This is a genomic window from Bifidobacterium pseudocatenulatum DSM 20438 = JCM 1200 = LMG 10505, assembly GCF_001025215.1.
Classification (GTDB): Bacteria; Actinomycetota; Actinomycetes; order Actinomycetales; family Bifidobacteriaceae; genus Bifidobacterium; species Bifidobacterium pseudocatenulatum.
The window spans coordinates 1-23,960 of sequence record NZ_AP012330.1 but is presented as its reverse complement, the minus strand read 5'-3'; the positions used below and the strand labels follow the sequence as shown (position 1 = coordinate 23,960).

General features: G+C 56.2%; 16 protein-coding genes and 3 tRNA genes. 9 read left to right on the top strand and 10 right to left on the bottom strand.

The genetic code is table 11. The annotated features are described in order from the left end of the window. The first annotated feature begins 241 nt into the window (after positions 1 to 241). The 5 genes from BBPC_RS00095 to BBPC_RS00075 all read left to right on the top strand — a co-directional run bounded on the left by BBPC_RS00095 (position 242) and on the right by BBPC_RS00075 (position 7,450). Positions 242 to 2,998 (top strand): phosphoenolpyruvate carboxylase, encoded by a 2,757-nt coding sequence (locus tag BBPC_RS00095; RefSeq protein ID WP_004222809.1) that lies wholly within the window; start codon positions 242 to 244, stop codon positions 2,996 to 2,998. Positions 2,999 to 3,759: 761 nt separating this feature from the next. Continuing rightward, on the top strand, positions 3,760 to 4,689 hold the full coding sequence (locus BBPC_RS00090) for a hypothetical protein (RefSeq protein WP_004222806.1): 930 nt from the start codon (positions 3,760 to 3,762) through the stop codon (positions 4,687 to 4,689). A 53-nt stretch (positions 4,690 to 4,742) separates the two neighbouring features. Continuing rightward, positions 4,743 to 4,898, top strand: a complete 156-nt coding sequence (locus tag BBPC_RS10240) for a hypothetical protein (protein ID WP_407921912.1) — start codon at positions 4,743 to 4,745, stop codon at positions 4,896 to 4,898. A gap of 384 nt (positions 4,899 to 5,282) precedes the next feature. Continuing rightward, positions 5,283 to 5,978 carry a carbonic anhydrase gene (locus tag BBPC_RS00080; protein WP_004222795.1) on the top strand — a complete coding sequence of 232 codons (696 nt, stop codon included), beginning with the start codon at positions 5,283 to 5,285 and terminating at the stop codon, positions 5,976 to 5,978. A 149-nt stretch (positions 5,979 to 6,127) separates the two neighbouring features. Next, the gene (locus BBPC_RS00075) at positions 6,128 to 7,450 is read left to right on the top strand and encodes a hemolysin family protein (RefSeq protein ID WP_004222793.1); all 1,323 of its coding nucleotides are present in this window, start codon (positions 6,128 to 6,130) and stop codon (positions 7,448 to 7,450) included. Positions 7,451 to 7,579: 129 nt separating this feature from the next. On the opposite strand, the gene BBPC_RS00070 is transcribed toward BBPC_RS00075, so the two are convergent. Together BBPC_RS00070 and BBPC_RS00065 are read right to left on the bottom strand one after the other, a co-directional pair. Beyond that, positions 7,580 to 8,563, bottom strand: a complete 984-nt coding sequence (locus BBPC_RS00070; protein ID WP_033524156.1) for an L-lactate dehydrogenase — start codon at positions 8,561 to 8,563, stop codon at positions 7,580 to 7,582. A 318-nt stretch (positions 8,564 to 8,881) separates the two neighbouring features. Next, on the bottom strand, positions 8,882 to 9,658 hold the full coding sequence (locus BBPC_RS00065; RefSeq protein WP_407921909.1) for a M48 family metallopeptidase: 777 nt from the start codon (positions 9,656 to 9,658) through the stop codon (positions 8,882 to 8,884). Positions 9,659 to 9,760: 102 nt separating this feature from the next. On the opposite strand from BBPC_RS00065, the gene BBPC_RS00060 reads away from it, so the two are divergent. The 3 genes from BBPC_RS00060 to BBPC_RS00050 all read left to right on the top strand — a co-directional run bounded on the left by BBPC_RS00060 (position 9,761) and on the right by BBPC_RS00050 (position 10,020). Then, a tRNA-Ile gene (locus BBPC_RS00060) sits at positions 9,761 to 9,834 on the top strand. A gap of 39 nt (positions 9,835 to 9,873) precedes the next feature. Next, a tRNA-Ala gene (locus tag BBPC_RS00055) sits at positions 9,874 to 9,946 on the top strand. A 1-nt stretch (position 9,947) separates the two neighbouring features. After that, positions 9,948 to 10,020, top strand: a tRNA-Ala gene (locus BBPC_RS00050). A gap of 408 nt (positions 10,021 to 10,428) precedes the next feature. Here the strand turns inward: BBPC_RS00050 and BBPC_RS00045 are convergent. Continuing rightward, entirely contained in the window at positions 10,429 to 10,932 is a 504-nt protein-coding gene (locus BBPC_RS00045; RefSeq protein WP_004222786.1) for an MscL family protein, read from the bottom strand. Between the two features lie 241 nt (positions 10,933 to 11,173). Here BBPC_RS00045 and gdhA point away from each other — a divergent pair, with 241 nt between their 5' ends. Continuing rightward, a complete protein-coding gene (gene gdhA, locus BBPC_RS00040) occupies positions 11,174 to 12,520 on the top strand; it encodes an NADP-specific glutamate dehydrogenase (RefSeq protein WP_022244722.1) in 1,347 nt (448 codons plus the stop codon). A gap of 622 nt (positions 12,521 to 13,142) precedes the next feature. On the opposite strand, the gene BBPC_RS00035 is transcribed toward gdhA, so the two are convergent. From BBPC_RS00035 to dnaA, 7 genes are all read right to left on the bottom strand, one after another. Next, entirely contained in the window at positions 13,143 to 13,679 is a 537-nt protein-coding gene (locus BBPC_RS00035) for a DUF3566 domain-containing protein (RefSeq protein WP_004222781.1), read from the bottom strand. A 75-nt stretch (positions 13,680 to 13,754) separates the two neighbouring features. Then, positions 13,755 to 16,469 (bottom strand): DNA gyrase subunit A, encoded by a 2,715-nt coding sequence (gyrA, locus tag BBPC_RS00030; RefSeq protein WP_004222778.1) that lies wholly within the window; start codon positions 16,467 to 16,469, stop codon positions 13,755 to 13,757. 53 nt (positions 16,470 to 16,522) lie between these two features. Beyond that, complete coding sequence (gene gyrB, locus BBPC_RS00025) at positions 16,523 to 18,640, bottom strand: DNA topoisomerase (ATP-hydrolyzing) subunit B (protein WP_004222776.1); 2,118 nt, start codon at positions 18,638 to 18,640, stop codon at positions 16,523 to 16,525. Between the two features lie 275 nt (positions 18,641 to 18,915). Next, positions 18,916 to 19,401 (bottom strand): DUF721 domain-containing protein, encoded by a 486-nt coding sequence (locus BBPC_RS00020; protein WP_004222771.1) that lies wholly within the window; start codon positions 19,399 to 19,401, stop codon positions 18,916 to 18,918. Beyond that, the gene (gene recF / locus BBPC_RS00015) at positions 19,401 to 20,660 is read right to left on the bottom strand and encodes a DNA replication/repair protein RecF (protein WP_004222769.1); all 1,260 of its coding nucleotides are present in this window, start codon (positions 20,658 to 20,660) and stop codon (positions 19,401 to 19,403) included. Before recF ends, BBPC_RS00020 begins: the two co-directional genes overlap by 1 nt. 138 nt (positions 20,661 to 20,798) lie before the next feature. Beyond that, complete coding sequence (gene dnaN / locus BBPC_RS00010) at positions 20,799 to 21,923, bottom strand: DNA polymerase III subunit beta (protein ID WP_022244988.1); 1,125 nt, start codon at positions 21,921 to 21,923, stop codon at positions 20,799 to 20,801. A 561-nt stretch (positions 21,924 to 22,484) separates the two neighbouring features. Further along, positions 22,485 to 23,960, bottom strand: coding sequence for a chromosomal replication initiator protein DnaA (gene dnaA / locus BBPC_RS00005; RefSeq protein WP_033524155.1), 1,476 nt, complete (start codon positions 23,958 to 23,960; stop codon positions 22,485 to 22,487).

Below are 23,960 nucleotides of genomic sequence, written 5' to 3'. Positions count from 1 at the left end.
TGGGCTGGTCGGAGGATTTTCGAAATTTCCGTCGATTTCACCTTGTGGACACCACTGGACCACGATGCGGACATTTTCGGTATTTCCGTAACCAAACTGTCGATTTGCCGCGCATACAATGGTCGTGCATTACCGACCGAACTTAGGGCTGTGGGCTCGCAACAGACGGCCAAAACAATCGCGGAGGTGCCGCGAAGGACCGACAGACCGGGCAACCCGATGGTTTGGAGAAGGAGGTCTGATGACAATAGAAAACGAACAGATCACGCCTGCCGACGCAGCTATCGTCTCGTCCGGCACCGGCACCAAAGGCCCCGAGGAGCGCGATCTTCCCGCTTCCCTCAAAGAGGAAATGGATCTGTGTTTGCAGATTCTTCGCGAGGTGCTCGGCGAATTCGATGAAAAGCTGCTGGCCAAGTTCGATGAAGTGCGCGAACACGCACTGAACGCTAGCGCCGAACGCTTCTCCGGCATTCTGACGGATACGAATCCGAATCAGGATGACCTGCAGAAGGTCGTCGACATCATCGATAAAACGGATGTGCATGAGGCACAACTGCTGGCCCGCGCCTTCACCACCTACTTCCATCTGGCCAACCTATGCGAGGAGAACTACCGTGTCTCCGTGCTGCACAGCCGTGAGGCCGCCGTAGATGACACCCAAGCCGTCGACCCAGTGAACGAAATGACCTGCGCCTACCACCAGCTCATTAACGAAATGGGTCCGGCCAAAGCCAAGGAACTGCTCGACCAGCTCGAGTTCCATCCGGTGTTCACCGCGCATCCGACTGAAGCCCGCCGCAAAGCCGTGGAAGGCAAAATCCGTCGCATCTCCCAGCTGCTCGCAACGCACAAGCTGCTTGGCGGTTCAGACAAGAAGGAAAACTCCCGTCGACTCTTCAACGAGATTGACGCGCTGTTCCGCACCTCTCCGATCGCACTGAAGAAGCCGACTCCGGTTGAGGAATCTGAAACCATTCTCGATATTTTCGACAATACGTTGTTCTATACCATTCCACAGGTGTACCGTCGTTTCGACGATTGGATCCTCGGAGATAAGGCTGGCCTCGTGCCGCCGGTATGCCCGGCGTTCTTCCACCCGGGAAGCTGGATCGGCTCCGACCGTGACGGCAACCCGAATGTCACCGCCAAGGTGAGCCGTCAGGTAGCCCGCAAGTTCAGCGACCACGTGCTGGGCGCGTTGCAAATCGAGACCCGCCGCGTTGGCAAGAACCTGACGATGGAAGCTGAGACCACTCCGCCGAGTGCCGAGCTCAAGAGCCTGTGGAACCATCAGAAGGAAATGAGCGAGCGCCTGACCGACAAGGCCGCACTGATCTCCACCAAGGAGCTGCACCGTGCCGTCATGCTGGTCATGGCCGATCGTCTGAAGGCCACCATCGACCGCGATGCTGATCTCATGTACCACTCCTGCGAGGATTACATCGCCGACCTGAAGGTCGTGCAGCGCTCCCTCGCCGAAGCCAACGCCAAACGTTCCGCCTACGGCCCGCTGCAGGACCTCATCTGGCAGGCAGAGACCTTTGGCTTCCATATGGTCGAGATGGAGTTCCGCCAGCACTCCGTCGTGCATTCCCGAGCGCTGGAGGATATCCGCGAACATGGTCTGCACGGTGAGCGTGGCGAACTGCAGCCGATGACCCACGAGGTGCTCGACACCTTCCGCGCCCTTGGTTCCATCCAGAAGCGCAACGGCATCAAGGCCGCCCGTCGTTACATCATCTCCTTCACCAAGAGCGCCCAAAACATCAGGGACGTGTACGAGCTGAACCGTCTGGCGTTCTCCCATCCCAAGGATGTTCCAACCATCGACGTGATCCCGCTGTTCGAACAGCTTGAGGATCTGCAGAACTCGGTAGACGTACTCGAGGAAATGATCAAGATTCCGGAGGTCCAGGCTCGTCTGAAGGCCACCGGCGGCAAGATGGAAGTCATGCTCGGCTACTCCGACTCCTCGAAGGACGCTGGCCCGACCTCCGCAACCCTGGCCCTGCATTCCGCACAGGAACGCATCGCCAAGTGGGCGGAATCGCATGACATCGATCTGACCCTGTTCCATGGCCGCGGTGGTGCCGTCGGCCGCGGCGGCGGCCCGGCTAACCGTGCCGTACTCGCACAGCCGGTCGGCTCCGTAAAGTGCCGCTTCAAGCTCACTGAGCAGGGCGAGGTCATCTTCGCACGCTACGGCAACCCGGCACTGGCCATCCGCCACGTCGAGTCCGTTGCGGCTGCAACGCTGCTGCAGTCCGCTCCAAGCGTGGAGAAGCGCAATACGGACATGACCGCCAAGTACGCCGACATGGCCAACAAGCTCGACGAGGCCGCGCATAACCGCTTCCTCGACCTGCTGAACACCGACGGCTTCGCACCGTGGTTCTCCACCGTCACGCCGCTGACCGAAATCGGCCTGCTGCCGATCGGCTCCCGTCCGGCCAAACGTGGCCTTGGAGCCAAGTCCCTCGACGATCTGCGTACCATTCCGTGGATCTTCTCCTGGGCGCAGGCACGCATCAATCTGGCCGCATGGTACGGCCTGGGCACCGCGTGCGAACAGTTCGGCGATTTGAACACCTTGCGTCAAGCGTATGAGGAATGGCCTCTGTTCTCCACGTTCATCGACAACATCGAAATGTCGCTGGCCAAGACTGACGAGCGCATCGCCAAGATGTACCTTGCCCTCGGAGACCGTGAAGACCTCAACAAGAAGGTCCTCGACGAGATGGAGCTCACCCGCAAGTGGGTGCTCGAGATCGTAGGCGACAAGTGGCCTCTGCAGCACCGCCACGTGCTCGGCCAGGCCATCCGCATCCGCTCGCCGTACGTGGATGCGCTGTCCGCCACTCAGGTGCTCGCCCTCGGCTCGCTACGCAAGCGCGTGGACAAGGAAGAGCTCACGCACGGACAGAAGGAGAACTACACCTACCTGATCCTGTGCACCGTGTCCGGTGTCGCAGCAGGCCTGCAGAACACGGGCTGATCTTCGGCTGACCGCCTGAATGATGCGAGCGGGGAGGTTCCGTGCCGATAAACGGCGCGGGCCTCCCCGCTCGCGTCGCGCGGCCCTAGCCTGGCCGGCGACAGCGCACAAAACAGGCACGCAGGCCGAGCGACAGACCCCCAATCATCCGACGTAACCCGGTGCCTGTCCGCGTTTACCCACGCCGCGACACCGACAGCCATCGTGGGCTTATACAACTGGTTCGGTCAGACTTATATTCTCGGCAGATTGAGCCTAGTCCACATTTCTCTATTTCTTCCTCGTCCTGCTTATAACCCCAATGACAACCCTTTTGGTTACGGCTTTCCTTCATGACAAACTGTCTTGGAAGAAGATTGTTCGCATCATAGCGCTGTCTTACTGTTTGACCATATTGGGTGTATTTCTGAACGAGTTGTGTTGTTGACGGAAGACGCCGCACTCGAAGGTTTTTGTTCAGCGCCTAACATGCAGCACTAGCATACTTATCCTCAATCCACTCATGATTCAGTAACAACTGCATGACTCCTGAAACACAGACACATAGCGAAGCCCTCGTTTGCAACTTCCACGAGAGAGAACCTTTGCTATTTTCACTAGAAAATCACACCCTAGAGTGCACCCCTACTCATTTTCCATTAGAATACTCTTAATATCTTAATCATTGTCGATTGAGATTAAATTTTCACATGGAGGAAATTATGAAATCCAGAAGAGTTTTTTTATTCTCCACAATTATCTCAGTTTGCCTATGCACAGTTATGACCACTCCAGCCTTTGCTGTAAATTGGTGGCAGGTTGGATGGATTGTCGCCAATAACGTCATCGACCGGGTAGTCAATCTCGATGGGCAAAGTTCAAATGATCAATATTCCACCTATATGGTTTCACCTTCCATTGTTTTCAACAATGGCACCAATGGGGGCGAATTCTATATGCGCCCTCAAGTCTCCAGCCGTGTGACCAGTTTCGAAATGCACGCGCATAGAGCTAACCCCGTCGATTTTGGAGCCAATATAGTTCTAGCCTTGTCCACAACCTCAGGCAAAAGGGTTATCAATAAAACAGTAGGGACAAACCAGTATGTCTCATACACCAGATCAAGCAGCGATGGCACCGGAACATGGGACGCTCGTTTCACCGAAGATGACAGCGGGAAAAATTGGCAGTGTTATTACCGCCAATATTACGGCAATGGAAGAAGTCTTCCAACGATCATCGACGTCCCAAATACCAATCTAATCGACTACCTGGCTAACGATGGCACCACGTTCCGATACAACGCCAACCCAGATCAACCAAGAACAACAAAAGCCCCAACCCTTGACATCAAACAACTTAACAATCAATTTTATGACGAAAAAAGTGGTATATCAGTCGATTATCTTCGCGACTACAATACAGGAGATGATATTATTTTTGAAGATATCATAGATAAAATTCAATTCAATCCCAATGAAAACAATACATCACTCTTCTTTTTATTAGACAACGAATATATTGAATGGAAATTTAATGGAAATATCACCAACAAGTACAAGAAAGAAGACAGAATTAACCTTCATTTTAAAGTAATTACCGTGAAGCAATATAAAGGGATTACATTTGAGAGTATCGATTTCTTCAAAGATTCAAGCAACGGAATAAATAAACAAGGACCATACCCTTGCATCTCCGACTACCTAAAATAAGGAGAACAGTGCAGTACATATATCTCACAGCACTTGCCCTGCTAGGATTATGTATGCTTATTTCTCCAAGGCAACTCTGGAAAATAAGCAATTTCCTCTGGACTCAAAAAGGAGATCCGAGCAATCTATACACATCCTTAATGAGAATAAGCGGTGCCGCCTTTCTTGTTTTAGCTCTTATTCTTTTCATCTTCTGCAGACTGCAGTAACACCTACCTGATCCTGTGCACCGTGTCGGGTGTCGCAGCAGGCTTGCAGAACACCGGCTGATTGTAGCCAGTTTCTTTCAGGGTCCCCGTTCGCACTGCCGATCGGGGACCCTTTTTCATACCTATATCTGCCTTATATATGGCAGAATCGGAGCCTTGTCATGAGCCTTCTCGCTTATATATGGCAGGCCATCATGCGAAAAACCCACTTCGGGGGTACATCTTTCCGGTTTTTCACCTTTGGGACTGTCATACATAAGCGAAATATCACCGGACAGAACACGAAATCTGCCATACATAAGCGAGATATCGCTCTATTTCCCAGCGAACGGTCAGACCAAAACGTATGATGTTGGCTAGCCTGAACAATGAGGGGTGGAGTCAATGGCAGACGAACTGTTTGTAGACCAAGACGAGGTCGAAGGCACGGCAAGCGGCGTTTGGAGCCGCATGCTGGCAGGTAATCGCAGGTTTGCGGAGGGCAAACCGGAACATCCGAATCGTGGCGCTGAAGCACGCGAGGCACTTGTGGACACACACGCACCGGAAGCGGCCATACTGAGCTGCTCCGACGCGCGAGTAAGCCCGGATATTATTTTCGATTCCGGTCTTGGCGACCTGTTCACGGTTCGCACGGCCGGTCAAATCATCGACGAAGCCGTGATTGCGTCCCTAGAATACGCGGTGACCGTGCTCGGCGTACGTTTGCTGGTGGTGCTCGGCCACCAGAATTGCGGTGCGATCAAGCAAGCTTCCAAGGATTACGAGGCGTTACTGCACAAACTGACCGCCGATGCCGAGGATTCGCTGATGGCCGCCGACAGCATTGCCGACATCGACGAACGCATCTGCGCTTCGGATTCGCTCATGATGCGCACCGTCGGTTTCTCAATCTGGCAGGCGCACGAGTCGGAATTGGAATCCAGCGAGGATTTCGAACGCGTGCACATCGCGCGCACCATCGAACTCTTGGTGGAACAATCCGAAGCGATCCAGCAGGCGCTGGCATCCGACAAACTCATGATCGTCGGCGCAAGGTACCAGCTGGACTCCGGCAAAGTCGAGGTTCTTAGCTTCTGAAACGGATTACAATTCGGAAAACGGAGATTTGCAAAACAGAGATCCAAAAAAGAACAATCCGAAGCTAAGCAATCTAAGAATAATTGAGAAAATCCAAGAAAATCAGGAGATACAGACACTTTGACATACCGCCCCGATAGAGTGGAACCATGTCTCTAGGTTTGAACATTCTCCTGATTTTCGTTTTTCTGTTGCTCGGATCGGTGTTCGCCGGCACCGAACTGGCGTTGGTCAGCCTGCGTGGATCGCAGATCGACCAGATGGAACAGGAGGATGCCCGCGGCAAGCGCGTCGCACAGATCGCGCGAGATCCGAACACGTTTTTGTCGACCGTGCAGATCGGCGTGACGTTGAGCGGTTTCCTTTCCGCATCGTTCGGCGAATCGTCGATTTCGCCTTATATTGTGCCGATCGTTGAAAGTTGGGGCGTGCCGACGAGTGTGGCCGCTCCCCTGACCACCATTGTGCTGACGTTGATCATTTCGTACTGTTCGATCGTGATTTCGGAGTTGGTGCCGAAGCGTATCGCCATGCAACGCAACGAGCAGATCGCGCGTGCCGTGGTACCTGCGATTCATGTGTTTGCGAAGGTGTGCAAGCCGATTATTTGGCTGATCGGCAAGAACACGAACATTATCGTGCGCTTGCTTGGTTTCGACCCGAACGAAACCGACAGCGAAGTGTCCGACGAAGAGCTGCGCGTACTCGTCAACACCAATACGAACTTGAGCAAGGACGAACGCACGATTCTCGACGACGTGTTCGACGCGTCCGAAACGATTGTGGCCGAAGTGATGCGCCCGCGTGCCGACGTGGTTTTTTTGGATGGCGATATGCCGATTGAGAAGGCGGCCGCATATGTGAGAGAAATGCCGTATTCCCGCTATCCGGTGACCGGCAAGGATTTCGACGATGTGCTTGGTTTCGTGCATGTGCGCGACCTGCTTGACATTCGCGATCCCGAGGCGAAGACGGTTGCCGACGTGACGCGCGAGGGCATTTCGCTGCCGGGCACGTCGAAACTGCTGCCAAGCCTTGAGCTGCTACGTAAGCGCGGCATTCATCTGGCGGTGGTCATCGACGAATATGGCGGTACCGACGGCATCGTCACGTTGGAAGATATGACGGAGGAACTGGTCGGCGATATTCGCGACGAATATGATCTGCCGGAAGAGAAAGGCGGCGAACGCACGGAACGTACCACGTTCGTCAATGGCGTCGCCACGATCGAAGGCGGCATGACGATTGAGGATTTCGCCGATTTGACCGGTATTGAGCTGGAAGACGGTCCGTACGAGACGGTTGCCGGCTATTTCCTGGCGCATACTGGAAAGATGGGCGAAATCGGCGACGTGCTGCCTTCCGACGACGGTTATGACATGACCGTCACGCAAGTGGACGGCCGTCGTATCGAAACGTTGGAAATCCGCAAGCATACTGTTGACGTCGATGCTGCGAAAGCTACGAAATAATCAAAAATAAAACGAAAATAAAATGAAAATAAAACAGACTTGCGATTATGTAAATGCTGATTTTTTACACAATCAACATCAGTAATCGCAAGTCTGCTCTGTTATTAAATCCGCTGAGTTATTGCAGATTCAGCCGCGCAGCATGGGATGGCATTCGTCGTTCCACCATGCAAGCTGCGCGATATTGGCGCGGATATGCTCGCAGGACGCATGGAATTTGGCCTGTTCGCTTTCGGTGAGTGTGGGACTGAGGACTTCTTCAACGCCGTTCGCTCCGATGATGCACGGCAGGCTGGCGTAATTGCCGCTTTCGCCTTGTTCGCCGGTAAGCAGCGTGGAGCAGGCGGTCGCATAGTGTTCATCGCAGAGCACAGCCTGCGTAAGGCGTGCCGCAGTGGCTGCAATAGCGTATTCCGTGCACTCTTTGCCGGCGTACACGCGGTATCCGCCTCGACGGGCGTCCTGCTCGGTTTCGTCCTTGTCGAGGGCGAATCGTTGCGGATCGTCTTGTGCGAGTTGATCAAGCGGCTTGCCTGCGATGTTCACGTTCGACCAATAGGCGAACTGCGAATTGCCATGCTCCCCCAGCATGTATGCGCCGATTGATTTCTGATCCACGTTGACGCGTTTCGCGATGGCGTTGCGCAGTCGTGCGGAATCCAACGCGGTTCCGGTGCCGATTATTTTGCGCGGATCGTAGCCGGTGATGTGCCAGATTTCGGTTGCGACCACATCGCACGGATTTGAGATGGTGATGATCACACCGTGGAAGCCTGCATTGAACAGTCGGGAGATCCAGGTGCGTGCAATGTCGGTGGTGACGAACAGTTCGCCGTCACGATCTTTGGCGCTGGTTTTCACGTCGCCGGCAGCGTTGATTACCACGTCGCAGTCGGCTAGCTGCTCGTATTGCGTGCCGTAGTTGCCGATCACGCAGTTATGCGGATAGAAACCCAACGTGTCACTTAAATCCTGACATTCGCTGACTACTTTTTGCTCGTTGATGTCGCACAGCTTCAGTTCTTCGGCCAGTCCTGCGGAAAGCACGGCATTTGCGACATGCGCGCCCACGTGTCCGATGCCGATAATGCCGACTTTTCTCAATACAGCCACAATCGACCCCTCCCTCACTTATTCGATCTTTCTGCGTGGACTGTTTGCACGCAAACGTTTCAGTCGTCACGATTGTAGGCTTGCAAATCGCGGATGTTAAGCGTTCTGTACATCTTATGAACAAAAAGCTATACGAATCACCTATACGTCGTTATCAAACGTGCGTAAGCCGTGGCTAGTCATTGCAATCCGCGCAATGTGACGGCAGTGGCGTGATATCGCAAGTATTTCAACATCACAGGCAACGCAACAACATCGCCCTACGCAAGCTCATCGCAGCATGGCAGCGTGACAGCGAACGCAACAGCATCGCGAGCATCACAACACAACATGACGGTTCAGCTCCCGCCGCAATTGCCTCCATTGCGGCAAATATGCGCTCATACGCCGCTGAAAGTCCTCTCCGTGCCCGTTTTCCCACAGGTGCGTCATTTCGTGCACAAGCACGTATTCCAGGAATCTGGGATCCATAAGACCAAGTTGCAGGTTGAGTCGGATGCGGCCGGTTTTCGGCGTGCATGACCCCCATCGCGACGTCATGATGCGTAACGTGACATGCGTCGGCTTCCGCCCGATAATCGGCGACCATTTCGCAAGCAGCACCGGCAGTTGCGCATTGATGGCCCATACGGCCCGTTCCTTCGCCGCGTCGTTCCACACGAAAACGCGCGGATTATTCAAGCTATTGGGATCGCCTGGATTGTTTCGATCGCCCACGCCGCCCGAATTTTCCAGGCCATTCAGATTATCCGGACCATGCGAACCATTCACACGGTCCAAACCATTGAAATCGCTTTGACGGATCTGTTCATCCTTGGCTTGCAGCATGGTGCGTCGCGCACGTTCGATCCATGGTTTGCGTTCCGTCACAAATCGTGCGATTGCCGCTTGCGACATGCGAGAAGGTGCGGAGATGACGATTTGCGCGTTCGGCGGTTTGATGCGCAGGTACATGTTTTTGATGGCTTTACGCACGATGGTCACCGTCATTCCAGCGATTTGCGTGGTTTCTTCGGATAGCGTGCGATTACGGTTGCGCACTCCCCTGCTGGCTCTCCCACTATTGTTACGCTGGCTACGATGATTGTTCGGCATGTCTGCATTATGTCACGACACGCCGAAGACACACCTTGTATTGACTTTCTCTGAAATTCGCGTATTATTTCAATTCGTTGTGCTTAACAGTGCAGCAGGAACGGGCCCGTAGCTCAGGTGGTTAGAGCGCATCCCTGATAAGGATGAGGTCGGAGGTTCAAGTCCTCCCGGGCCCACGGTGATTAAGAGCGGCGCGGCCGCTTTTTTTCAACTATGGGGCTATAGCGCAGCTGGTAGCGCATCTGCTTTGCAAGCAGAGGGTCGCCGGTTCGAACCCGGCTAGCTCCACGGGGCTATGGCGCAGCTGGTAGCGCATCTCCATGGCATGGAGAGGGTCAGGGGTTCGAATCCCCTTAGCTCCACAGATAGGGTTTCCAGTGATTTCCGGAAACCCTTTTTTCATACCCAAATCCGAAATCCAAACCAGCATCCCAATTCCTCCAGTCACTGGAGAAAACCGGACGCAGCCAGGCACCTCACAGTCCAAAAACCTCCACCGAGTGGAGGAATCCTCCCACCAACAAGCCTCCCAGCATCCCAAAACCTCCAGTCACTGGAGAAAACTAGACGCAGCCAGGCACCTCACAGTCCAGATCCCTCCAGTCACTGGAACATATGACCCGCTGAGGCACCTTCCAGAGTCCGTATTATTCCAGCGCATGGAAGAATCACCCCGCTGAAAGACCATTGCAAAAGGCCGTCTCAGGCGGGGCTTGCGTCACCGCTTGAAACGTCCTTGAATTATTGATTATTACGATCGCTTGCGATGACTACCGCACTGCGACTGCACCGGCAACAGTGTCGGAATCGTTCGGCACGTTCTGTGTATTCCGTGCATTCTGCCTGGCAAGTTCGTCGCGGATTTGCTGCAACAGCAGGATCGTCTGCTCTTCGGTGGAGATTTCCGGCTCTTTGGCAGCTTCCTCCTCGGCTTTGCTCCGTTCTTCCGCAAGCTTGGTTTTGGCGAGCAACGCCTCGGTCACGTCACGGAATTTGTTGATCGGCACGAGAATGCAGAAATACACGGCCGCCGCGATAATCAGGAAATTCAATATCGCGCCAAGTACCGCGCCGAACGAAACCGTCGCATTATTGAATGTGATTGCCAGCAGACCATCCATATTCGGTTTGCCGAAAATCATGGCGATGAACGGATTAATCACATTGTTGACAATAGAGTTAACCACTGTGGTGACGGCACCGCCCATGACGACACCGACCGCCATGTCGATCATGTTGCCGCGTGCAATGAATTTCTTAAATCCTTCAATCATGATGATTCTCCCATTATGTGAGATCGTGAGATGTTATTGCGGACGTACTCTCTCCCACGCTTTCCGCATTTCCATCCTATAGGCAACACAAGGCACGGCAATCCCGTAAAAAGAAGCAGGTTCAGAACCAGCACTCGCAAAAAGCGTCTCCAAATCCTGAACAAGGTCTTGTGCCGTCCATATTCGTGCACATAGAATGAGACCGTCTATTGGTAACCCAACTATCCCGAAGGGGAAGAATATGCTCACTGACGAGTACGTCAAGCGCGTGTACGCGCAGGTCGAGAAGCGCGACGGCGACCAGCCGGAGTTCCTGCAGGCCGTTCGCGAGGTTTTCGAAAGCCTCGAGCCGGTGGTTGCGAAGCATCCGGAATATGAGAAGGCGGGCGTGCTTGAGCGCATCGTCGAGCCGGAGCGCGTGGTGAAGTTCCGCGTCGCATGGACCGACGATGAGGGCAAGGTGCAGGTCAACCGCGGTTACCGCATCCAGTTCAACTCCGCGATCGGCCCGTACAAGGGCGGTCTGCGCTTCCACCCGAGCGTGAACGAGGGCGTCATCAAGTTCCTCGGCTTCGAGCAGATCCTGAAGAACTCCCTGACCAGCCTGCCGATGGGCGGCGGCAAGGGCGGATCCGACTTCGACCCGAAGGGCAAGTCCGACGCCGAAGTCATGCGTTTCTGCCAGGCCTTCATGACGGAACTGTGCCGTCACATCGGCCAGTTCACCGACGTCCCGGCCGGTGATATCAACGTGGGCGGCCGCGAGATCGGCTACCTGTTCGGCCAGTACAAGCGCATCCGCGACGAGTATTCCGGCGTGCTGACCGGCAAGGGCCTCGAATTCGGCGGCTCCCTGGCTCGTACCGAAGCCACCGGTTACGGCCTGTGCTATTACACCGCCGAGGCAATGCGCGTGCTGCGCAACGATTCCTTCGAAGGCAAGACCGTGGTCATCTCCGGCTCCGGCAACGTGGCCATCTTCGCCACCGAGAAGGCTCAGGCCCTCGGCGCGAAGGTTGTGACCGCCTCCGATTCCAACGGCTACATCTACGATCCGAACGGCATTCAGCTCGACGTGGTCAAGGACATCAAGCTGGGCCACCGCGGCCGCATCAAGGAATACGCCGAGCGTGTGCCGGGCTCCGAATATCACGAGGGCTGCAAGGGCGTGTGGACCGTTCCGTGCGATATCGCCCTGCCGTGCGCCACCCAGAACGAGATCGACGAGGAATCCGCCAAGGCTCTCGTCGCCAACGGCTGCACCGTGGTGTGCGAAGGCGCCAACATGCCTTCCACTCCGGAGGCAATCGCCGTCTACCAGGCCAACAACGTGCTCTATGGCCCCGCCAAGGCCGCGAACGCGGGTGGCGTGGCGGTTTCCGGCCTTGAGATGAGCCAGAACTCCTACCGCCTTTCCTGGACTTTTGAAGAGGTTGACGGCAAGCTCAAGTCCATCATGGAGAACATCGTCGCCAACTCTCTGGAAGCCGCCAAGGAATACGGCCACGAGGGTGATCTGATGCTCGGCGCCAACGCTGCCGGCTTCGTGAAGGTCGCCAACGCCATGGTCGCCCAGGGCGTGCTCTGATCTAGCCGTTTTAGCCAATCTAGCCAATACGGCTGGCTCATCGAAATACATTGAGGGCCTGTCTGGTTTCATTCCAGACAGGCCCTCTTTTCGTATTTCAACACGTACTTCAGCGCACCCAATCTAGTTGCAGTTACATTTGAAACAATCACTCAAAATCACGATAGTTCCGGTTATAACTGAAACTATCTCTAAAAATCGCAATAGTTTCAGCTATAACCGCAACTTCCTCTCGCGCAGCTCCGCTATCTCGCTTATATATGGCAGATTTGGTAGGAAAAATGACCCAAAATATACCCCCGAACTGGCTTTTTCGCAAGTTGACCTGCCATATATAAGCGAGATGGTACAGGTCGGAAGGCAAAATCTGCCATATATAGGGCAGATATGGGCAGATTGCAGGCAGGGGAGAGGCAGATAGGGTTTGGCGTACGGTAAGAGACAGACTGGTCTAGAAAATACGAAGACGGTCTGTGTCGTGATGGGAATCACGACACAGACCGTCTTGTTGCGTTTGAGTTTGCTATCGCCGCTACTGACGGCGCACTGCGCTATTTCAGCATTGCATGCGACGCTCGCGGACGCTATCGCCGCTCGCTGCCATTAATAGCGCACTGCGCTATTAATCATCTCCAAGCGTGACGTGGATGCCACCGACGAGGGTGCTCACCACGTTGTACAGCAGCGTGAAAATCACCACGAGCACGGTGATCAGCACCACTTCCACAATGGAGAAGATGGTGACGGCGCTCAGCACAGTGCCCAACGAGAACACGTTGGTCAGGTCGAATCCGCCAGCGTCCAAGCCAGTGGAAGACACAATCTGCGTAACTTGGTCGAACACGCCGACCACGTTCAGCATGCCCCACAGCAAAGCCACCGCGACAATCTGAATGATGCCTCCCGCGATGGAAAGCATGAACGCCACCTTGGCGGCCGACCATGCATCGATACGCGTCAGAGACAGGCTCATACGGCGTGCACGCGGAGCGCCGCCGCGACGCTTCTCACGGACCTTCACACCGCCGGAAGCGGAGGAGGCACCCTCGTGCGCCTGAACCTGATCCGCACCAATCAGCGGCTGGCTGGAAGCGGAACGTGCCACGCGCGGTGCCTGCCCAACCTCCGGCATTTGCTGTCCTTCGATGTTCTCGCTCATCGTTGCTCCTTGCAAGATTGTGCCCAGTTCTTAGCTGAGGCTACCAGTTTTCGCAGACGATTGCCTGTCTTGTCTTCATGCCTCTACATTCTCGCCATCGCCGTTGCCAGCGTTGGCTTCAGTAGCGGCTTCAGACGATGCCGAAGCACCCTCGTTCACGGTTGCGTTCGTCCCATGTTCCGCGGATTCCGTTTTTTCCACAGATTCGCCAGATTCCGCGGATTCGTCATCCTTCTCCTCGTTGCGTGCGATGGAGATGATCTCGTCGTTCTTGTCCGGCTTGGCGAACGTCACACCTTGGGTGGTGCGGCCGGTGCGCTTGACCTCGTCGACGTTGGAACGGATGACCTTGCCGGACTTCATGATGGCCATGATCTGGTCATCTTCCTCAACGATCACCGCGCCCACGAGGGAGCCACGGCCTTCGGCGAGCTGCACGGCCTTGACGCCAAAGCCGTTACGGCCTTGCAAACGGTATTCGCTGATGGCGGTGCGCTTGGCGAAGCCCTCGTTGGTGACCACGAACAGATCCTTGTCGGAATCGCCCCAGACCACGTCCATGGCCAGCAGCTCGTCGCCTTCGCGGAACTTCATGCCCTGCACGCCTGCGGTCTGACGGCCCATCGGGCGCAGCTGCTCGTCGTTGGCCTGGAACTTCAGGCTCATGCCCAGCTTCGACACAAGAATGATGTCATCCTCGGCGTTGCACAGTGCGGCACCGATCAGCTCGTCGGCGTTCTCGCCGTTCTCGCCGGTCATAAGGCGCACTGCGATCAGGCCGCCCTGACGCGGGGAATCGTATTCGGCGAGCGCGGTCTTCTTGACCTTGCCGGAACGGGTGGCGAGCACCAGATACTTGGCCACTTCGTAGTTCGGAATCGACAGCACGGTCTGGATCGTCTCGTCCGGCCCGAACTGCAGCAGGTTGGCCACATGCTGTCCCTTGGAATCGCGCGATCCCTCCGGCAGCTCGTACGCCTTCAGGCGGTACACGCGTCCCTTGTTGGTGAAGAACAGCAGCCAGTTGTGCGTGCTGGTGAGGAAGAAGTGGTCCACCACGTCGTCCTCGCGCAGCTTGGCGCCCTTGATGCCCTTGCCGCCGCGATGCTGCGCACGGTATTCGTCGGCCTTGGTACGCTTGATGAAACCGGAGTGTGTAACGGTTACGACCACGTTTTCTTCCGCGATCAGATCTTCGACGTTCATTTCGCCGGAGTACGGCAGGATCTTGGTTCGACGTTCGTCGCCATACTTGGACACGATTTCGTCAAGCTCGTCGCCCACGATCTTGCGCTGGCGCTCTGGCTTGGCGAGAATGTCGTTGTAGTCGGCGATGCGACGCATCAGTTCGTTGTGCTCGTCGAGGATCTTCTGACGTTCCAATGCGGCCAGTCGGCGCAGCTGCATGGCCAGAATGGCGTCGGCCTGCACTTCATCCACGTCCAGCAGGTCCATAAGGCCCGTGCGCGCGGTTTCCGCGGATTCGGAAGCACGAATGAGCGCGATGACCTCGTCGATCATGTCGAGGGCCTTCAGATAGCCCTGCAGAATGTGGTCGCGTTCCTCCGCCTCACGCTTGAGGTATGCGGTACGGCGTGCGATGACTTCCAGCTGGTGGCCCACCCAATGGCGGATGAAGGCATCCAAAGACAGCGTGCGCGGCACACCGTCGACCAGCGCCAGCATGTTGGCGCCGAAGGTCTGCTGCAGCTGGGAGTGCTTGTACAGGTTGTTGAGCACGACCTTCGGCACGGCGTCGCGCTTGAGCACGAGCACGAGACGCTGACCGGTACGACCGGAGGTTTCGTCGCGCATGTCGGCGATGCCCTGGATCTTGCCGTCGCGCACCGCTTCGCGGATGGAGACGACCAGTCGGTCAGGGTTCACCTGGTACGGCAGCTCGGTGATCACGAGGCACATGCGACCCTTGATCTCTTCGGTGTTCACCACCGCGCGCATGGTGATCAGACCACGGCCGGTACGGTAGGCCTGTTCGATGCCCTTATGTCCGAGAATCGTTGCGCCAGTAGGGAAGTCCGGTCCCTTGATGATGCGGATCAGGTTTTCGAGCAGCTCTTCGCGGCTTGCGTCCGGGTGGTCGAGCGCCCAATGCACGCCTTCGGCCACCTCGCGCATGTTGTGCGGAGGAATGTTGGTGGCCATACCGACGGCGATACCGGACGAACCGTTGCACAACAGGTTCGGGAATCGTGCCGGAAGCACGGTCGGCTCCTGTGTCTTGCCATCGTAGTTCGGCAGGAAATCGACGGTGTCTTTGTCGATGTCGCGAACCATTTCCATGGCGAGCGGAGCCATACGGCATTCGGTGTAACGCATTGCCGCGGCCGGATCGTCGCCGGGGGAGCCGAAGTTGCCCTGGCCGTCGACCAGCGTGTAGCGCATAGACCACGACTGTGCCATACGCACCAACGTGTCGTAGATCGCGGAATCGCCGTGCGGATGGTACTTACCCATCACTTCGCCGACCACGCGGGCGCACTTGGAGTAGCCGCGGTCGGGGCGGTAGCCGCCGTCGTACATCGCGTAGATCACACGGCGATGCACCGGCTTCATGCCGTCGCGCACGTCCGGGAGCGCACGGTCCACGATCACGGACATGGCGTACGCCAGGTAGGAATCGCGCATTTCCTGCTGCAGATCCTTCTTCTGGATGCGTTCGCCCACCATCAGGCCGTAATCGGTGTTGTCGGCCTCCTGCGGGCTCAACGGCTCCATGGAGCCGTCAGGCACGAACTGGCCGTCTTCGTTGCTGTTGTTTTCGTCTGCCAACTTCTAAGTCCTTCTAAATCCTTATGAAACCTTGCCTGAAGTCCTTGAAATCCCTACGCGTCGATCCAGCTGACGTTGCGGGCGTTGCGCTGGATGAACAGACGGCGAGGTTCGACTTCGTCTCCCATGAGCATGGAGAAGGTTTCGTCGGCTGCGGCCGCGTCTTCGATCTGCACCTGCTTCAGAATGCGGTGGTCAGGATCCATGGTGGTTTCCCACAGTTCCTGGTAGCTCATTTCACCCAGACCCTTGTAACGCTGGATGCCTTCGCCCTTCGGCAGCTGACGGCCGGCGGACTTGCCTTCGGCGAGCACGCGGTCGCGTTCGGCGTCGGTGTACACGAAGTCGTGCGCGCCTTTGGTCCACTTGAGTCGGTACAGCGGCGGCATGGCCACATACACGTAACCAGCGGTGATCATCGGGCGCATGTAGCGGAAGAACAGCGTCAGATTCAGGGTTGCGATATGCGCGCCATCCACATCGGCATCGGCCATGATGATGACCTTGTGGTAGCGGACTTTGTTCAGGTCGAAATCCTCGCCATAGCCGCCGCCGACCGCGGTGATCAGCGATTCGATGGTTTCGGACTTCATCATGCGGTCGAGGCTTGCACGCTCGGTGTTAAGGATTTTGCCTCGCAACGGCAGGATGGCCTGCGTGATCGGGTTGCGTCCCTGAATTGCGGAGCCGCCTGCGGAGTCGCCCTCCACGATGAACAGTTCGCATTCTTCAGGATTGTTGGACTGGCAATCCTTCAGTTTGTCTGGCATGCCCGCAGATTCGAAGATTGACTTACGGCGGGTATTCTCACGTGCCTTCTTGGCTGCAAGACGCGCACGGGAGGCTTCAATGGCCTTCTGGATGATGTTCTTGGCCTCGCTAGGATGCGAATCGAACCAGTCGCCGAGCTTGTCGGTCATCACACGCTGTACGAAGGTTTTCGCTTCGGAATTGCCGAGCTTGGTCTTGGTCTGGCCTTCGAACTGCGGGGTGGTGAGTTTCACCGACACCACTGCGGTCAGGCCTTCGCGCACGTCGTCGCCGGAGAGGTTCTCATCCTTGTCCTTGAGGATGTTCTTCTCGCGGGCGTAACGGTTGACCAGCGAGGTCAGCGCGGCGCGGAAGCCTTCTTCGTGGGTACCGCCTTCGGTGGTGGAGATGGTGTTGGCGAAGGTGTGCACCGCTTCGGAGTATGCGGTGGTCCATTGCATGGCGATTTCCGCGGAAATGCCGATTTTCAGGTCTTCCGCTTCGAAATCGATCACGTCCGGTTCGACGGGGGTTGCCTTGCGGGACTTCACCAAGTAATCGACATAATCCTTGATGCCGTCGTTGTATTGGTAGGTGACCGTCTGATGCTTCGGTTCGGCATTGTCGTCGCTTTCGCCCGCGACTTCGTCTCCGGCCTGATCCGGTTCGCGCAAATCGGTCAGGGACAGTTTCAGCCCCTTGTTGAGGAACGCCATCTGCTGGAAGCGGTTGCGCAGGGTCTCGAAATCGTAGGTGGTGGTTTCGAAGATCGCGCCGTCTGCCCAGAAGGTCACGGAAGTGCCGGTGGACTCGTCTTCGCCCATCGGCTCGCCCTTGGCAAGACGTGCGGTCGGCTTCTGGTCGATGTAGGTCTGGGTCCAGTGGAAGCCCTGTCGGCGCACTTCGATGTTGACGCGGGTCGACAGCGCGTTCACCACGGAGATGCCCACGCCGTGCAGACCGCCGGAAACCGCATAGCCGCCGCCACCGAACTTGCCGCCGGCATGCAGCTTGGTCATCACGGTTTCCACGCCGGAAACGCCTTCGCCCGGCACTTCGTCGACCGGAATGCCTCGGCCGTCATCCACCACGCGCACGCCGCCGTCCGGCAGAATCGTCACTTCGATGTGCGAAGCGTAGCCTGCCAGCGCCTCATCGACGGAGTTGTCGACGATCTCGTACACCAGGTGGTGCAAGCCTCGGGGGCCGGTGGAGCCGATGTACATGCCCGGGCGGATTCGCACCGCCTCAAGGCCTTCCAGAACCCTCAGATCGGAAGCGTCGTAATGCTCCGGAGCCAAGGTGTCATCGAGCTGCGCATCTTCGAGCTGATCGTTCTGGATCTGATCTTCCTGCGTGTTTTCAGCTGATTCGTTCAGCGAATCCGCATCAAGGTCTGCCACAGAGATTCCTTCCTGCATTTTTCCCGCCAATGAGGGTCATTCACGCAGGTGATACCACCTAGAACGCAAATAAAGGCCCCTTCTAGGCGTTTACATACACTGCTTGATATTCTACTCATGGAGGGGGACAGAGCGCCAGAGGCATTTATCCTTGAAATCCAGCCGTTTACCCCTGTTTTTTCGCTTTCGGAAAACAACATTCGACCGTTGCGAACGGCCCGCTTGGAAGCGTCGCAGGGGGAATTCTTCGACGAAGCGCCTTCAACGAACGTCTGATAGCACGTGGTGTCGCGCTAATATCGCGGCCTTCGTGTCATTCGTCCTCGGCTGAATCCCTGTTGTTGCGGGCCGGTGACGCGCACCTCGTTGATGGTCAGCCCCTCGAGCCTACGGCGAATGGTGTCGGTCAGCAGCGGAATCATGTACGTCAAGGTGGTGGTCCATGCGGGGCTGTCGCATCGGATCGTCAGAATGCCGTCGCGCAGGTCGACGGGGTAGGAGTGGCGCGCGTTTTCGACGCCGACCACCTGATCCCAATGATTCTGCATCTGCGCGATTTTCAGATGCGGCGTCCAAGAACCTTGCGTTGCGATCACGTTGAAAATATTGCCGACCGTCTGCGGGTCGCGTCCGGGTTTGCCGAAATTCTCCCACGCCTGCCGCGCACGTTCCTCACGTTCCTTATATCGGCCGGCACGTCGGCTGATACGTTCGAATACTTCGGCGGGCAACTTGCGTTGGTCGAGATGCAATGTTTCGCAGATTGGAGGATTCGGCATCAGCGCTGCTCCTGTCGATTCACCGACTGTTGCGCTGCAGACGATTGCGTTGCAGATTCCCGTCCCGCGACAAGTTGCGCCATCATCGCCGTCAAATCGTCATGCTGTCCATCTTGCGATTGCCTGCGCAACGCGGCCACGTCGATCACATGCGCGTCCGCGTGAAAGCGCCCAGCATCCATGCGCGGAATATCGCTTGCCGCGGCGACGGTGATCAGCACCTGGTCCTGCCGCATCGCAAAATCGAGGATCTGCCCACGACGGGCCTCGTCAAGCTGTGCGAACACATCATCGAGAATCACGATTGGCTTGCTTTCAAAATGTGCGGAAACCGCCTCATATAGCGCCATTTTCAACGCCAAAGCCATGGTCCACATCTCACCGTTGGACGCGAATTCGCGTGCGTTCATATCGTTGAGCAGCAAAGTCAGGTCGTCGCGATGCGGACCGATCAGATTCTGCCCACGCGCCACTTCGCCGGGGTAGATGCGTTGGAAATGGCGGCTGATCTCCGCGGCCGGATCGTCGAACAGCATCACTTCGTCGAAGGACGGCTCGTAGGCGAGCGCCGCCCGTTCGTCATCTCCCGCCAAAGACGCGTAGATCCGCGCAAAAGGCTCTTCCAAGCGTGAGATCACGTTGTTGCGGTCCCGCGTCAGCTGCATGCCGAGGTCGATGAATTGCCCCGTCCAGATTTCCAGCCCGCTTAAGACCGCCTGCTGGCCGTATTGCGGGTCGAGATTCGTGCCGTCGCCGAGTTGTTTGAGCAGTGCCGTGCGCTGTTTCGCCACGTGCGTGAACTGTTGCAGGGTCTGCGCATAGTGGGGGAGCAGCAGAGACGCGGCCTGGTTGATGAAGTTGCGTCGGGTTGCGGGATCCCCTGCTACCAGACGTTGATCTTCGGGGGTAAAGGAGACGGAGGGCGTGCGCCCGATGAGATCCCTCATATATTGAGATTTTCCGCCGTCAATGCGCGCTCGGTTAGCACCCCGTGCCACGATGGTCGCCTCGTAGGTGTGCTGCGTTTCACCGTCTTCCACGTTGGCTCGGATGGTGGCCGACGTGCACCCTTTTTCGATTAATGGCAGTGATGATGACGCGCGATGGCTGGATCCTGTGGAAAGCACTTCGATGGCTTCCACGATATTGGTTTTGCCGAGTCCGTTGGCACCTTGCAGAATGTTGATTCCCGGTTTGAAATCGAGCACGCAATGTTCCCACGATCGGTAGTGGTCGAGTGCCAGTCGGGAAATATACATGCAAGATCCTTGAGATAGTGCGAATTTCTTACGTAAATAATCGCAATTAATCATGCAAATGGGCTGAACTGGCAATAACAGCCATGTTCAGCCCTATTTTTTGCGATGTATCCGCGTTTTCGTGTAGGTCAGCTTAGTTCAGCTGTTGAAGCGCATCGGCACGAGCAGGTAGCGGTAGTCCATGGATTCTTCGGAATTCGATTCCTGCTGGCCGTTGAATTCCACCGGCTTGACCGCGGTGGTCATCTTCATGCGTACGAACGGCTCGCTGATGGCGCTCAGGCCTTCGATCAGGTAGGCGGGATTGAAGGCCACGGTGATGTCTTCGCCATCCATGTCGATGTCGAGGATCTCCTTGGCTTGGGCTTCATCCACCGAGCCTGCGGTCAGCGTGAGTTCCTGGCTGGTGAAGGCCATGCGGATCGGAGCGTTGCGTTCGGCCACGAGGGACACGCGCTTGATGGCGCTGATGAGATCCTGCTTGTTGATGACCGCATGAATCGGGTATTCGTCAGCGTACAGGCGGTCCACCGCGGGGAATTCGCCGTCGATCAGCTGCGAGGTGGATACGCGTCCGGCGTTCTCAAAGCCCAGCAGCGACGGATTCTCCGGATCGAAATCCACGACGATGTTTTGATGCTCGTCCAAGGAACGGGCCACATCGCGCAACAGTGCGCCGCGCACGAGTGCGGTGGTGTTGATGTCCGGGTTTTCCGGCGTCCAGGTGAAGCTCGAACGCGACAAGCGGAATCGGTCGGTGGAGCTCATGATCACCTTGTTGCCTTGGAACTGCACACGAATGCCGGTCAGTACCGGACGGTTCTCCTCGCGGGAAACGGCGACGGACGCCTGGGCGACGGCCTGTGCGAAGGTTTGGGCGTCCACCTGCCCCAGTTTGGCGGGAACCACCGGCAGATCCGGATATTCGTTATCCGGCATGAGCTGCATGGTGAAGGTGGACTTGCCCGACGTGATGGTCAGTGTGGATCCGTCAGTGGACAGGTAGGTTTTCGCGGCGGGAAGCGACTTGGTGATATCTGCCAGCAGCTTGCCGAGCACCAGAATGGATCCGCTTTCATCAACGCCTGCTTCGATATGGTGGCGTGCGGAAATGGCGTAATTGAAGGCGGAAAGCTGGAGGGTGCCGTCGATGGCCTCCAAGCGAATGCCTGCCAAAATGGGGGATGCAGGACGAGCGTCGATCACGCGAGTGGTCCAGGCTACTGCGTCTGCCAGCGCTTGGGAATTGACTTCAACTTTCATGGCTAGTTTCCTCGTTTCGTTCGGTCCATAAGTCATTCTAGCGAGACTGTCGGCGTTTGACGAAGCGTGGGGAATTCCCCACTTATGACGACGATGATGAATTTCTTATAACAACCTACATTCGTCATAATAAGGCCTGTGGATAATGTGGGTAAGTGCTCAGACCCCACGTTTTGCAATGGCTCGCAACATCTCATTGCTTGTGGATAACTTTTGGACGAAGTGTGGACAAATCATCGGGTTATCCACAGCCTCGTCGCTTTGAAAAAGTTATCCACAAAACCATGTGGATAGTCCACAATTCATCCACCGGCGATTCTGGCGTTTCCAACGGGTTTTCCACCGAGAAATCATTGATTTGTGTATAACCATGTGGATAACTTCAATAAAAATCTTCCACAGGCCGGCGTGTCAGGATGGTCGGTAAAACAGCTGATAAAGAATTTACTGATACTCATACTTGGCTTGTGAAAATCGCCTGAGAAAGGCAGAAAACGCCTAAAATCGTTTTTTTGAGACGCACGAAAACACATGCAAACGCGCAAAGTCGCATAGAAAACGTTATTTTTCGCCGGAACGCTGCTTGAGCTGCAGGGTCAGTTCCGTCACGTAGTTGTAGATCTCCTGCTTTTCCTGCATCTCGTCGCTGATGCGGGTGTATGCATGCATCACCGTGGTGTGGTCCTTGCCGCCAAACACCTGGCCGATGTCGTTCAGGCTCATGCTGGTGAGCTCACGCACCAAATACATGGCGATCTGACGCGCCAGCGCGATCTTCTTCGTACGTGAACGTCCGACAATGTCATCGAACGTAATGTAGAAGTACTTGGCCACCTGGGTGATGATGTCGGTGGGCTTGATCTCCACATCGGTCGAGAAAAAGTCCTGCAACGTCTGTTCCGCCAACGCGCGGGTCACCGGCTGGCCGCTCAGCGATGCCATGGCGGTCACGCGGTTCAGCGCGCCTTCCAGCTCGCGAATATTCTCGGTGAACCGCTCCGCGATGAGGTTGAGCACATCGTCCTGAACGTTGGTGCCGTGGGCGATCATGCGCAGAATGGCGATGCGCGTCTCCAGATCCGGCGGCTTGACGTCAACGGTCAGGCCGGATTCGAAACGGGAGATCAAACGTTCGTTGAATCCCTGCAGATCCTTCGGAGGCACATCGGATGCGATCACAATGCGCTTGTTCGCCTGATGCAGGGTATTGAATGTATGGAAGAACTGTTCAAGCGTCGCGTCCTTGCCGCTCAGAAATTGAATATCGTCGATGAGCAGCACGTCGACTTCGCGGTAGCGACGGTTGAATTCCTTGATTTGACCGGAATTCTGGTTGGTGTCACCCAACGCTTCGATGAATTCGTTGGTGAATTCCTCACTGGTCACATAACGGACTTTCAGCGTGGGATCCTTGACCAGTGCGTAATTGCCGATGGCGTTCAGCAAGTGGGTTTTACCCAATCCTGATCCGCCGTAAATACAAAGCGGGTTGAAATCGTGACCGGAACCTTCCGCGACGGCCAACGCGACGGTACGTGCGAAACGATTGGAATCGCCAGGAACGAAGGTGTCGAACGTGGCGTTCTTATTCAAATGGGTCTTAGGATCCAGCAAAGGCCTGTTTTGGCCGCGTTGGAAGTTGTTGTGGCGCTCCGGCGGCATGACAACCGGAATCGGCAGCTGCCCCTGCGTGGTTTCCTCCGCATGTGGCGCGGGGGAGAAGTGGGGGTATTCCTCGACGGCAGGTTGGGCCGGTTCCTTCTTTTCCACAATCTTGAATGCGGGGAAAATATCCTGTTCGGCGGCTTCCCGCAAGGCTTCCAGCAGGGGCTGGTTCAATTCGTTCTGCAACGTCTGCTGTGCGGCCGCGCTTGGCACGCATAAGACAATGGTAGGACCCCACATGCCTTCGGGAAAAACGTTTTCCAGCCAGCTTTTATCTCGGATGGACAGCGCCGGATTCTGGTGCAACAACGCCAGCGCGTCGGACCAGACTCCCCGAGCCTGCTCGAGAGGGTCAGTTGTCGTGTCGGCCAC